The sequence below is a fragment of the Vibrio sp. YMD68 genome (assembly GCF_029958905.1).
GTDB lineage: Bacteria > Pseudomonadota > Gammaproteobacteria > Enterobacterales > Vibrionaceae > Vibrio.
On the sequence record NZ_CP124614.1, the window covers coordinates 2210173 to 2223137 of the forward strand.

Sequence of the window (12965 nt, forward strand, 5' to 3'; positions counted from 1 at the left end):
GAACATCGCTTTGTTTTGTTTTGTTTTGTTTTGTTTTGTCGAAAAACTAATTTCCCAATGGGGTTGATAGCAAAACAAATTTTCGCTTAAAGCTAAAACTCTCCTCACCCTGAGCTTGCCCTAAGAGGTAACTCTGCAACGTCACGACAGAGTGATTGGTGTGATTGCCTTTAACCTGCACCGTCGACTGAGTGAGTAATGGGTTGCGCATAATTGCAATCGTCTCTTCTTCCCCCTGACTCGTCTCTAAACGCAAGCTTGTCGACTGGAAAGTAAACCAAGACAGTAGTTGTAAGGTCTTTTGTTCGCTAATGGCGATGTCTTCAGGAAATTTAAGCCACAACTCGTGTGTATCTTGTAAAGCATACACGGCTTCCTGAATCTCACGGTTTAACTGCGTTAAGCTTAGAGAACTCAAATCATTAAACGTGATGACTCCTATATTATTACTGTTCTCCCATTGAATGACGGGACTTGGAGCTGGCGCTGAATCAGTCTCTTGCTCGGAATAAGTTGAAACACTTTGCGTCCGATTTATGGTTTGCGCGACTAAGTTTTTGTCTCCCACCTCATCAGCCATTTTCTTGAGCAGGCTTTGCCACTCTTGTTCCAACTGTATATTTTCAGCCTCAACGAAATACGGTTGATACATCGACTGCCATTTTTGCTCTATATCGACATAATCAACGTAATCTTCTGCAACCGAACGCCACACCGCTTCATAATCATCCGCATACCCCGTCGTTGTCCGAGCCATGGACATAACAGATGTATTTTGAAGAATGATCTTCATTTTGTCCGTATTGGTTCTGCCACCACTGTCTTTTACGTATAACTCAAAAACATACGTACCCGCCGTTGTCGGGTTCATTAACGTCGCCGTTAGATCCGTATTATTTAGTATGGTGAGTTGTTGTGGCCCGGACAATTGAGTCCATTTTGTCTCCTTTATACTGTAAAAATTCTTAGGGTATGACTTCGCTGTGCCTTTCAAAGTAAGGGTTGTTTTCGGCAATGTGTGCACCTGATCGACCCCGGCATCAACCGTTGGTTTCGTTAGATCGTTAGTACCGTTAATATCATCACTATCACAGCCGGATACGATAAGCAGTAATACAATCAGGAATGCACTTTTAGGATTCTTCATTTTCTGTCTTCCTCTCATCAAAATCGGTAGCTAAAGCCAGTGGATACAAACGTATTGTGACTGTCATAGAAATTGATACTTGAGTCTTGGCTTTGGTAGCCCGCCATAACAAGCAACTGAGCGTTACGCCAATTTAAAGGCTCGCTGTAGCTGTAAATGGAAAACAAGCCAAATGCGTCATAGTCTCGCTTTAGATTAAAGACAGGATTTTCTGAATCATATTCAGCTTTACTGCTTCTTAACGTGGTCACAAGATTGTGCTTAGAGCGGTCAAAGACAATAGAGAGCTGAGCGCTTATTTCGTCAAAACTATTGGCATCACCTTTCGCATCTCTCGTGGTGTAATAAAGGGCAGGAGCAAGAACAAAGGAGTGGCTAAGCGGGATAGCCATTTCAGTACCAAAACGTTGGTAGTTACTTTCCCTATCGAGTAGAGAGATCGCCTCTGAAGATAAGGATTGCGATGCTCCTATGTCCTCTTTTTCTACCTCACTGGACGCCGCTGCATATTTTAGCGTAATGGGCAACGCTGAGTTTATGTCGAGTGCAAAACGGATTCCAGCTACCGATTGTTCTGTAGTTTCTCTCTTTTGATTGATCAAGTATGGGTCTCTCCATACCTCGTCCATCCCTGGCAAGTTACCAAATATCGCAGCGGTTAAGGTTAACTGTTTATTCAGTCTATGAGCGACCCCAACTTCAGCTTGGAACTGCGCTTCTGCAATTTGGTCTTCACTATTACCAAGGAAAATTAGCGTATTCCCAAAACTGTATTGCAATCGACCGAGAATAAAAGGTGAGACGCTTTCGACTGTTTTACCACTGTTGTTTAAGTCGCCGGTAATGGCATTGTCATCATGAGTGTTACTCTGCGATTGGCTTTCGCCTACACCGACATTGAGGCTAATACCACCACTGAAACCTGGGGTGAACGGATCCGCTTCTGCAAAACTCGCAGGTGAGATAAAGGTACAGATAGCACCGAGTAAAATGCCTTTCATAGGCGGTGAGAAATTCATGTTAATTCCTTGTGAGTGACCAATCATTGGACACATCAAAATTAACATTCACATCATGAATGAGTCTTTGTCGTTTTATGGACGATTTGTGTCCAAGTTGGTCACATTGTCTAATTTCGTCTCACTGAGTAGAGGATGTATTGGCCATGAGAGTTCAAACACCGCGCCTTGAGGAGAAGAGGTTCCGATACTGACGGTACCTTTGTGCCAAATCATGATTTGTTTAACAATAGCCAAGCCCAACCCATGCCCTTTATCGCTTCTTCTCTCTTGATTCTCGAGTTGAGCAAAAGGTTCAAATATTCGTTCAGCCTGTTCAATAGGTATACCTACCCCATCGTCTTCCACTAAGATTCGATATTGACCACCCTCTACTTCAAACGAGATAGTAATCGTTTCTTTAGCAAAGCGGCTCGCGTTAGTCAGTAAGTTTTTAACCGCTCTCATTAACCCTTTATTATCAATAAACAACTGCTGCTCTTTAAGATCGGGGGAGCAATAGAAACGTATATCCAGAACTGGATTCTCTAGCTTGAAATACTCCACTTCGGTGATTAATGAATCGGAAAAACAGCAGTTAGAGAACTGGTTCATATCCGCAACTCGGTTGTAACGAGACAGGAGCAGGCTCTGATTAATAAGGTGATCAAGATCGTCGATACTCGAATGGATGGTTTGCCTGTACTTCTCTTTTAACTCTTCAGGTGTGTCTGTCTCTTCTGCCATTTCTAAAGCAAAACGAAGGCGATACAGAGGCGTTCTCAAATCATGGGCAATCGCATTGGTTAGCTCTCTTTGCCCTGCAATGAGTTTCTGAATATTGTCCGCCATTTTATTAAATGAATCACTTAGCTGCGAGATAACGGACATTTTCGATGCCGTTGCACGTTTAGAAAGCACACCTTGTCCGAACTCATTCGACGTCCTAACTAGCCGCTTTAAATCTCGCCACAATGGGTAGACCCACATCACCATGGCAATTGATATGAACAGAAAGAAGAAGATTACAATTGCAGAAATCAGTTTCATTTCAGTCGCAGTTGAGATGTTGTCTTGTACATGAAGCCAAACATTAGGGGCGACAGGAGCCAGTAAATTTATCTCTCCTAGGTGATTAGTATACGAGATAGTTTCTTGGGATTTGCCAATGAGCGCTTTTGTTGCCTCTGGTGACAATTCACTGTCTGTTTTTAAGCTAATTTGAAAAGGAATATTTGAATTTTGAGTGGCTATTATTTGCGCCCACTCACTCTCTGGATAACGGCGTAAGTCCTTTACGGCCAAATACAGCACCCCTTTTGCTTGATTGAGTACCGCAAGTTCTGTGGATTCATTCAGTGCCAAATAGATCACTTGATCGCTATCGCCTACACGCTGCAATAGGGCCATTGGATCACCATACAAAAATTTGATTTCCCTTCGCTGAAGAGCATCGTAAAGACTAGATTCAGACTTATACTCTTCGATAGGTTGAAGTTTCAGTGGGTAACCAAAGTGAGCCGAATAATTGGCGATCGTCGATTGCCACTGGTTTTTCGGAAGTGCCAGCAATTCTTCACTCAATATTTCAAAATTAGCACTATAGGTCTGTTTATAAAAGTCTTCTGAAAAGGACTCGCTTATACGCTGAATAGGGTTAATAGATGTGGGAATCATAAGAAGAACAATGGGCACAAAGACAGCAAGCCACAAAATCGAAAACGCTTTAATCATGCAACTTCTTCCCCCGAAGCCAAACAAAGCTGGTAACCCACGCCTCGCACGGTTTTTATCAGTTCGGGTTCATTCGGATCATCATGAAGCGAACGACGTAAACGCGATATTCTTCGGTCGATAGAACGGTCAAGCCCATCGTATTCAAACCCTCGGATATGCTGCGCGATATCGTCCCGTGATACGACACTGCCAACATGTCTAGCTAGTAGATAAAGAAGCTCAAACTCAGATGTTGTCAGCTTAATGGGTTGTTGATTAAGGGTGACAGTTCGATGTTGAAGGTTGATGAAAAGCGATCCTAGTTGGAGAAGATCTTGACTGTTTTCTAGCGCGTTTCGCTCTTGACGTCTTAGCAATGCCCTTATCCTTGAAAGCAAAAGACGTGGCTTTACTTTTTTGACAATGTAATCATCCGCACCAAGCTCTAACCCCATCATCTGATCAATATCATCGTCCAACGCGGTTTGCATCAAAATCATGCCAAGGTATTGAGAACGAATTGCTCGGCACACCTCCATACCACTCTGCCCTGGAAGCATCACATCCAAAATAACAAGATCAGGATGTTTTGTTAAGATCGCATCAACCGCAGTAATCCCATCGGAAACTATCTCGATAGTAAACTCGTAATTCTGAAGGAAATCTCGTATTAACTCAGCAAGTTCTATGTCGTCTTCAACAAGGATAATGTTAAAAGAGGCAGATAAATTCATGGGCACAAACGGAATGATGATTCATGAGGGAACTATAACTCAAGCCTATGACTGGCTGTGTGACCATTTGTGACTAAGAAAGAAAAATGTGAGCCTTCTATACAAAAAGAGCGGATGAATTATCTTCATCCGCTCTTTCACTTCTAAGCCTTTTGTAACCGTGAGCGTGTATTGCTCAAAACGAACACCCTCGCAGCGACGTTGTATTATTTGTTTACGTTCACTTGAAACTAAATGGTTAGCGCTGAATATGCCACACCGATGAAGCCCAAACTGGCCAATACTAATACCGCTTTATTCGCCATAACACCGCCGTTTTCAGCGGCTTTACCAAACATACCGAAGACTAATGGGTGTACTAGGAAGGTCATTGCGAAAGTAAAGGTAATCAAGCTCGCTGCTGTTGCGCCAAACATGCCCTCCTGAACCGCCGCAAATAAACCGAAGTGAGACAAACCTGACGCTGCTGACATCGATGCGTGTTCAAGTGACATACCCGCAAGACTGAGCACAGTGAAGCTGCCAAATACCGCTACGATCTGCCAACCCAAAGAGAACTGCATTAAGCCTTTCACTTCGGTAGCTTCACAGCCATTTGAGTTGCGTAAGTTCTTCAGAGAAAGAGCAACAAATGCCGCACCCGCAATAATCAGTGGAATCGTCCATTCAACCATCAGCGCATTACGCTCTGCACTTGCCGCCAAAATGGTAAAGACAAAGATGTGACCCGCAAATGGAATGTTAATCATGATTGGCGCACGAGATGACGCTGTACGACCAAAATCACCCGCAGTACATGCACCGGTTAGGCCAGAGTGAGATAACCCACCCGCCATACCCGGCGCTAGGTTACGTAAATGGTTCGCTTTTCCTAAGAAGATAAGCAGAGCAAGGCCACCAAACATCCAGAAAATCTGACCTGAAAAACCATAAATAATCACATTGCTTAGGCCTGGAATCGCAAACGCTTCAATCATATGCGAACCACCGACAAGGAAACTCCCCGCAAGCACCAGAGGAATACCCGCAAACAGCAGAGCATTCATTGTTGGACCCAATTTCCAATTCGGCATCATCATGCCTAAACCAGAAGAAACGATCATCGCAAAGAAAATCTGAGGAAGGCCAATAAATTGAGCGGCCATCGTTGAAAGCCACAGTGAAGCATTAAGCACCACAATGAGTGCCACCATTTCAACCAAACCTTTACGAAGATATTGCTGTCTGTTCGCGGTTTTCGCTCTGTTATCAATAAAGATAAATGCCACAGCCAAACTGATGTACGACAGGATCAAAAACGATTCACCCAGAGGGAAATTCTCTGCACGGCCAGAAATAAGTACATCGGCCGTTTGAATGCCAATCAGTAATAAAAACGCGCGCACAATAAAGGTTAATTGAGTACTGGTCGTTCCAACAATCACTTCCTTTGTAGACGCAACAAAGTAGCTATCGTCAACGTTAAAATCTTGCTTTGAAAGCAGACGTTTGATCTCTTGGCCACCGACAAAAAATGAAGCAATCAGTGCGATAACTGTGGTTTGGCTCATAAGAACGACAACAGGAAACTCGCCTAGACCAGGGGCAGCCATACCACTTTTAACAAGCAATGCGCCCAGGCCCAAACCAAATACAACAATAACCAATAGAGATGAATACTTTGTACCAGCAACAATGGTGCGAGAAACAAGCACCATTATTGTCAATGCAACCAGTGCAAGGAAATAGTGGTTAACAGCAGATAGAACGGAAATATGTTCCATTAGAACTCCAATATAGAATAAAAGTAAAACGACTCACTTGTGCCAAATGTGCGAACCCTTGCCACTCATCCCTTCAATTGTCAGTGGCACAAAGTGAGTAAACTTTGGTTTGTAAACGGTGATCTATAATCGATGACGTATTACGCGACGATGGCAGTAACAACATCATCAGAAACTGGGCTGACTGCATCGTTGAAAAGAGAACGCAGTGCTTTAAGAACTTCCTGACGAGAAACCACACCAACGTATTTTCCATTTTCAAGCACGGGCAGAATCTGAGGCTTGTTGACTTTGATCGACTTAGCGCGTTCTTCGACTGACAACGTAGTCAATTGAGTGGCATACCCCATAGCGCTTGATGGATATAGCTGTTCTTTATCTAGGGCCAAGTACTCCAAAACATGTGTTAGGCGTTCATCAATATCAATCGTGACAAGATCGGTTTTCATTAAATCCGCAACTTTAACGTCATTTTCAGGAATGTAATCTTGGCACCACATTTCGACCATGACATCGTGCGCAGACAAGAATCCAAGTAGCCCACCGTTTGGGTCACAGACGGGTGCCCCATTAATCCTATTTTTAGACAGTAGATCGATAGCCGAAGATAGTGAGGTGTCTGCACTCAAGCTAGGCGCTTGTGCATTGAAAATGTCTCTTACAGTAAGTAAAGCATTCATAATATTCTCCTAATTAAACCAAGACGTTGTTAGTTAGCCGTTGACATTATTTGCTCAAGTGAGCTGATGAGAAGGATATTACTCAGTGAACGATAATAAGTAAAATTCATTTATATTATGATTATAATCAATTTTATTGATACCAAAGCACTTGTAGCGATTTGAAAGAAGAAAAAGAAAGTCCTTCAAATAATTTGATTCGCTCTATTAAGTACTTGAAATATAAGATTACGAAATTCGTAGAATAGGACGATACGGATCTAAGAAAAATTGATACAATAGCTAACTTGGATTCAAAAATTTGATTAGTTGATTTTTATCACTCCCTGAGTGATGTTTTCCTGCTGTTGGGCAGGTTGAAGGAGCGAGAGTGCGGTATTCGTTAAAACAATTAGCAGTGTTTGATGCAGTGGCAGAGCTAGGCAGTGTAAGCCAAGCAGCAGAAAGGCTTTCTATTACTCAGTCAGCGGCCAGCATGTCTTTAAGCCAACTCGAAAAGTTGTTAGGGCGAGATTTGTTTGTGCGTCAAGGTAAAGATATGCGCCTGAGCCATTGGGGAAACTGGCTTCGCCCCAAAGCGAAACGACTCTTGCAAGATGCCGAGCAAATTGAATTAGGCTTTTTTGACCAGCATCTTTTTAGTGGCAGTATTAACATTGGCGCAAGCCAAACCCCTGCCGAACACCTGGTACCAGAGCTTATCAGTAAAATTGATAATGACTTTCCCGAGATTCGTGTTGGATTAGAAGTCAGAAGTACGCACCGCGTGATTCAAGGGGTACTGAACTACCAATACGATATTGGTATTATCGAAGGCCGTTGCGATGATAATCGCACCCACCAAGAAGAATGGTGCCGAGATCACTTAGTGGTAGTGAGCTCTGCCCACCATCCTTATGCTAAAAACAAACGTGTCAGCCTTTCACAACTTGAACAAGCTAAGTGGGTTCTAAGAGAAGGCGGGGCCGGCACACGTGAAATATTCGAAAGCGCGATGGTCCCTTTAATACCCGATTTAGATGTGTGGCGTGAACACTCTTATGTTCCCGTTATCCGAACCATGGTTGCCAATGGTCAGTATCTTTCGTGCTTACCCTACTTAGACGTTGCGCCAAGCATTGAACGCGGTGAATTAGCCGCTCTCAACGTACCCGAGCTCAAAATGGATCGTGCTATTTCATTTATTTGGCGTGCCGATGTGGGCGACCACCCTCTTCTCGAATGCCTTAAACGAGAAGGGCATAGAATGATCAAAAACAGCAAAACGGTAGAGCGATAACTCGCCTCACCGTTTAGCCGTTACCTTAATGTGCAAGATACTTAAATCTGAACAAGATACTGAAATGTGGGAAAGATATTTGCACACAGAGATCAAATCCAACGTTAACTAATTGGCTAACGTTGGATTTGATATCAACTCAGACCTGCGGCTCCCTTGAACACTGCCTCTAATGATAACCATCATGATATTTGATGGGTCCCTCCACTTCGGCTGCACCAGAGGTATTCATTAGAGTGCATAAATAAAATTGATACGCTCTATCAATCAACCAGTCAGTCAGTCAGTCAGTCAGTCAGTCAGTCAGTCAGCCAATTACACACTCATCGCTGTAAAACCCCAGCTCTAATGCCCACAAGATTTCGTCTCATCGATAAATGAATCATCAACCTGATTTAGCCCGGTACTATGTTCCAACATCAACACAAGAAAAGAGCGATTTACATCGATCTTTTCTTTATTAAAGTCACTCTCAATCTGGCAAGTTTAAGTTGGTAATTTGCAAATTTTGGTCGTTTACACCTTAAATTGCAAAGTTTGTGCATTCAGTTCCTCAGCCGATTGCGCTACTTCATGACTCGCCCCAGCTAACTGCTCAGCACTCGCCGAAGTCTGAAGAGACATTTCACTAATGGTTGTAATACTGTCACTCACCGTATCTGTGACTTTTGCTTGCTCTTCTGCCGCCGTAGACACCTGTTCCATTTGTTCATTGATCTGATTAATCGATGAGAGAATATCGACAAAGTTCTGTTTAGTTTGTTCAGAGAGATCAGCGGTCACCATTACTTGGTTTTCACACCGACTCATATTGATACTTGCGGAATCCGCGGCTTCTTGAACCGACGATATCATCGTCTGTATTTCAGAAGCCGATGCTTGGGTTCTTTGCGCCAAGGTTCTTACCTCGTCAGCAACAACCGCAAAGCCTCTTCCCGCCGCTCCCGCTCGAGCTGCTTCTATAGCGGCATTCAATGCCAGAAGATTCGTTTGACCAGCAATTTCTTGTATCACCACCAGCACATGACCGATTTCATTGCATTTAAGTTGCAATGTTTTCATGTCTTCATTAGTGGCAGATACGTCTTTCACTAAGCTGTTTAATGCCATATTGCCTTGATCTAACGTTTGTTGACCCGTCGTACTTTTATCGTGTGCGTATTTTGATGTTTCTGCGACATCATGAGTGCTTCGAGCAACTTCCTGAATAGACACCGTCATTTGCTCAATAGCCGATGCCACCGATTCGGTTTCACGATGCTGAGTAGTAACCGCATGGGTAGTTTGGGCACTGGCGACCGAGGTTTCTTCAGCCGTTGACGCCAAACCTTGACTTGCCTCTAGAAGGTGAGCAATCAATTGCTTTAAATTGCCAGACATTTCTCTTAGTGACCCATATAAACTGTCTGCGGGTGCTGAATGGTCAAATTGGTGGGTTAAATCCCCATTCGCTACTTTTTGAGCAAGTAGCATCATATCTCGCGGTTCCCCGCCGAGCGGTTTCTTGATGATTTTAGCAAGATAAACAGCGAGTGCTATGGTGATCAGTAACGTCGCGATCATCAAGTAAATAATACTGCTACGAATTTGATAGACTGACGCAAATGCTTCGCTTTGATCCAGCTCTGCCACCAACGCCCAGCGAATACCACCAATATCAAGAGGCGCGTAAGAAGATAGGACTTGGTTTCCATTGTAATCGGTGATGAGATTGGCACCACTGTTTCCTTTTAACGCCTCGATAGTCGCTTCAGTCTTGACTCCGTTTGTCTCGACATTACCAGAAAAAGAGGCCGTGACTGAACGCTCCGTTGGGTTCAAATACGAATCGGAACGCATCAAATAATCGGAACCCACTAAGTAAGACTCACCGCTGTTACCCATTCCCTCACGCAGTTGCATCACGGAGTTAATCGCGTCCAGCGACAATTGTAACGCCACCACCATCACGACTTCTTGGCGTTCATTTAAAATAGGCTTGGCGATAAATGACGCAGGTTCTCCATCTGATGGGGCATAAGGGGCAAAATCAACCAGCCCATATTGCTTACTTTCAATCACATCTCGAACCAATTGACCTAAGTTGCTTGACGCGTAGACACCATGAACAAGGTTGGTTTGATAATCCGCTTCTTTAGTTACGGTATAAAATGCTTCACCATTCGGATCGATCAAAAACAGATCATAGTAACCATAGCTTTCAATGTATTTGCTGTAGAACTCTACCCCGTTATTGTCTTTTGGCACAAAAGCTTCTGTCACGTCTTGCTCTGAAATAATTCCCCACTGATGTGACTCATCAAGAGTAATGGATTGCCAAACCGATAAAACCAAATTTCCATTGTAATCAGTGATAATGCGGGAGCCGGCCTCATTATTGAAGACTCCCTGGGCTGCTTCTGTTTTTACTTTGGTATTGTTCTTAAACGAGGCAGCAACAGAATATCGTTCAGGATCAAGGCGCGAATCTGAGCGCATCAATGCATCGGGGCCAATGAGATACGTTTCACCCGTTTGTCCCATCCCCTGAATCTGTCCGGTAATCGCATTCACTTTATCAATCGGAAACTGAAGAGCAGCATAGCCAATCACGGTGTGCTGTTGATCAGTAATTGGGGTGACAAAAAAACCCGCAGGCGAATTATTGGAATAATGATAGAGAGTAAAATCGCCGAAATGCACTTGATCGTGCTGATTTGATTGCTGCGCGCGACGGAATGCTTTCTCTAAACCGGAGCCAACGATATTCTCCGACTGTATGTTTTTTCCTAGGTCATTTTCACGCGTGGATGTATAGACAATGTTTCCATCGGTATTAATTAAAAAGGCGTCATACCAACCAAATTTCTGCTGAAATCGGTCGATTTCTTCACCATAGTTATCTGCGATACCTGACCATTGGCGACCACTCACTTTTCCACCTTGCGTTTGAAAAGCTCGGTCAAATTCCGACATCACCATTTTCGTTGTGTACGAATCTGCGAAGAGACGTAACCCTAATTTCAGCTGAGTAATGTATTCCTCGACTTGTTGGGCTTGACCTTGATTGAGCGCTTCTAGTTTACGAAAGCCTTCGAGCTTGAGCGTTGTGGCAACATCCACAAGTACATCCATGTCCCCTTCTCTCTCGGCAAAAAATGCACTGATTTGTGCAGACTTGATGCTTCTCACCGTATCGAGTTGGTTGTATGAACGTTCGGATAATGCTGCTTGGCTCAACAAGACCGCGTTCAATCCTAACAACAACGCAGGTACAACACCGATAAACACTAGGGCCCCTATTATTAAGCGCGAGAGCTTAATACGACCTAACCACTGACTCATAACTGTCCTTATTCATTTTTTAGTATTAAGGAAAGTGGTACCGACCGCCGCTGACTTATATGCTTGGCATTGCGCTCACCGTTTGGTATTGAATCAGCCTGCAAATGAAAATATCAGTTCTAGAAGGGATACCACCTAAAAACAAGTGGTCAGAGGACTATAATACCTACCGCTTATCAAGCACCAGAAAGCATTTGTAACACATTGAAATGAAAGAGATTGTAAAGATTAATTTACGATGAGACAGTAACAGAACCCATGATGGATAATTATTCACATTCATGGGTTATAAGCTTACTTGATGCAGCGGAAGAACTTTATGCAGTCGTAGAGCTTCCCCCTCTAATATCCATTAAGCAATGAATGACCTAGTTCTAGGTGACAATTGGGTAGGTTTCTACTGACTGTTTGTCAATGAAGGTAATGGTTTGTGGTGGGATGCTTTTCCACAAACGCTCCTTATCGAGCGGTTCTGACGCTAAAATGATGGCGTCTGTTGATTGAGAAATAAACACAGTCGGCGGCTTATTGTCGGAACTGTAACGAATGACCCAAAAGGCGTGACCGTCGGACACGCAAATAGACGCTTTGAAAGGCTCAGAGATGCGGTGCTCTTTAAGCGTGTTAGAAATCAGTTGCATTGTTTTCTGAAGTGCCGAAATTGGGTCAGTTTCAAGGCCATTGGCCAATGCAAGAAGAAATATCAACTCACTGTCAGTCGACCCTTTTTTCTTGAGATACCACTCTTTATCTAGCTGGCGCTCTAATTCAAATTTCACACTGTTAAAGTCTCCGATCTGACCGTTGTGCATAAACATCCAATTATCAATAATGAAGGGATGGCAATTGGCCCGCGAGACTTGTGCTCCCGTCGAAGAACGGATATGCGCCATAAAACGATGAGAACGAATATGATGAGCAAGTGAACGTAAATTTTCATCACTCCAAGCTGGCAAGACTTCATGAAACTGACCGGGAGAACGCCTTTCGTTATACCACCCAATACCAAACCCATCGGCATTGACTCGAGTAACGGCTTTTTGAGCGTCCATAGATTGATTGATCAGCGAATGAACAGGTTCATAAACCAACTCATCGATATATCTGGGAACGCCTTGATAGGCTAACCATCGGCACATTCTGTGATCCTAATTAAAAGCAGACGTTATAAAACTAATTGAAACGGCTAAGAACCACAATAAAAACGTGTCGACATGGCGCATCCATCGTCACTTTCTCATCGACTATGGAGTAACGTGATAGTGCATAGGGTAGCGAGTGTGTATATAACGAGTGAATACGCTAAGAATGAAACAGGTATTGA

9 protein-coding genes are annotated in these 12965 nt (G+C 43.5%); 1 reads left to right on the forward strand and 8 read right to left on the reverse strand.

Annotated features, from left to right (window positions below; genetic code table 11):
• Positions 1–46: 46 nt before the first annotated feature.
• The 6 genes from QF117_RS15945 to QF117_RS15970 all read right to left on the reverse strand — a co-directional run bounded on the left by QF117_RS15945 (position 47) and on the right by QF117_RS15970 (position 7038).
• Entirely contained in the window at positions 47–1147 is a 1101-nt protein-coding gene (locus QF117_RS15945; RefSeq protein ID WP_282386754.1) for a hypothetical protein, read from the reverse strand.
• A 17-nt stretch (positions 1148–1164) separates the two neighbouring features.
• A complete protein-coding gene (locus tag QF117_RS15950; RefSeq protein ID WP_282386756.1) occupies positions 1165–2166 on the reverse strand; it encodes a DUF2860 family protein in 1002 nt (333 codons plus the stop codon).
• A gap of 75 nt (positions 2167–2241) precedes the next feature.
• Positions 2242–3879, reverse strand: coding sequence for an ATP-binding protein (locus QF117_RS15955; protein WP_282386758.1), 1638 nt, complete (start codon positions 3877–3879; stop codon positions 2242–2244).
• Positions 3876–4595 (reverse strand): winged helix-turn-helix domain-containing protein, encoded by a 720-nt coding sequence (locus QF117_RS15960; protein ID WP_282386759.1) that lies wholly within the window; start codon positions 4593–4595, stop codon positions 3876–3878. Before QF117_RS15960 ends, QF117_RS15955 begins: the two co-directional genes overlap by 4 nt.
• A gap of 230 nt (positions 4596–4825) precedes the next feature.
• Positions 4826–6358 (reverse strand): hypothetical protein, encoded by a 1533-nt coding sequence (locus tag QF117_RS15965; RefSeq protein WP_282386761.1) that lies wholly within the window; start codon positions 6356–6358, stop codon positions 4826–4828.
• Between the two features lie 140 nt (positions 6359–6498).
• A complete protein-coding gene (locus QF117_RS15970) occupies positions 6499–7038 on the reverse strand; it encodes a CBS domain-containing protein (protein ID WP_282386762.1) in 540 nt (179 codons plus the stop codon).
• Positions 7039–7408: 370 nt separating this feature from the next.
• Between QF117_RS15970 and QF117_RS15975 the strand changes: the two genes are divergently transcribed.
• On the forward strand, positions 7409–8317 hold the full coding sequence (locus tag QF117_RS15975; protein WP_282386764.1) for a LysR substrate-binding domain-containing protein: 909 nt from the start codon (positions 7409–7411) through the stop codon (positions 8315–8317).
• A 516-nt stretch (positions 8318–8833) separates the two neighbouring features.
• On the opposite strand, the gene QF117_RS15980 is transcribed toward QF117_RS15975, so the two are convergent.
• Positions 8834–11641 (reverse strand): methyl-accepting chemotaxis protein, encoded by a 2808-nt coding sequence (locus tag QF117_RS15980; RefSeq protein ID WP_282386765.1) that lies wholly within the window; start codon positions 11639–11641, stop codon positions 8834–8836.
• Between the two features lie 374 nt (positions 11642–12015).
• Positions 12016–12780 (reverse strand): class II glutamine amidotransferase, encoded by a 765-nt coding sequence (locus QF117_RS15985; RefSeq protein ID WP_282386766.1) that lies wholly within the window; start codon positions 12778–12780, stop codon positions 12016–12018.
• Positions 12781–12965: the final 185 nt, after the last annotated feature.

Coding starts and splice junctions, on each gene's coding strand:
- QF117_RS15955 (WP_282386758.1), bottom strand. CDS start 3,879: ATGATTAAAGCGTTTTCGATTTTGTGGCTTGCTGTCTTTGTGCCCATT.
- QF117_RS15960 (WP_282386759.1), bottom strand. CDS start 4,595: ATGAATTTATCTGCCTCTTTTAACATTATCCTTGTTGAAGACGACATA.
- QF117_RS15985 (WP_282386766.1), bottom strand. CDS start 12,780: ATGTGCCGATGGTTAGCCTATCAAGGCGTTCCCAGATATATCGATGAG.
- QF117_RS15970 (WP_282386762.1), bottom strand. CDS start 7,038: ATGAATGCTTTACTTACTGTAAGAGACATTTTCAATGCACAAGCGCCT.
- QF117_RS15965 (WP_282386761.1), bottom strand. CDS start 6,358: ATGGAACATATTTCCGTTCTATCTGCTGTTAACCACTATTTCCTTGCA.
- QF117_RS15980 (WP_282386765.1), bottom strand. CDS start 11,641: ATGAGTCAGTGGTTAGGTCGTATTAAGCTCTCGCGCTTAATAATAGGG.
- QF117_RS15945 (WP_282386754.1), bottom strand. CDS start 1,147: ATGAAGAATCCTAAAAGTGCATTCCTGATTGTATTACTGCTTATCGTA.
- QF117_RS15950 (WP_282386756.1), bottom strand. CDS start 2,166: ATGAATTTCTCACCGCCTATGAAAGGCATTTTACTCGGTGCTATCTGT.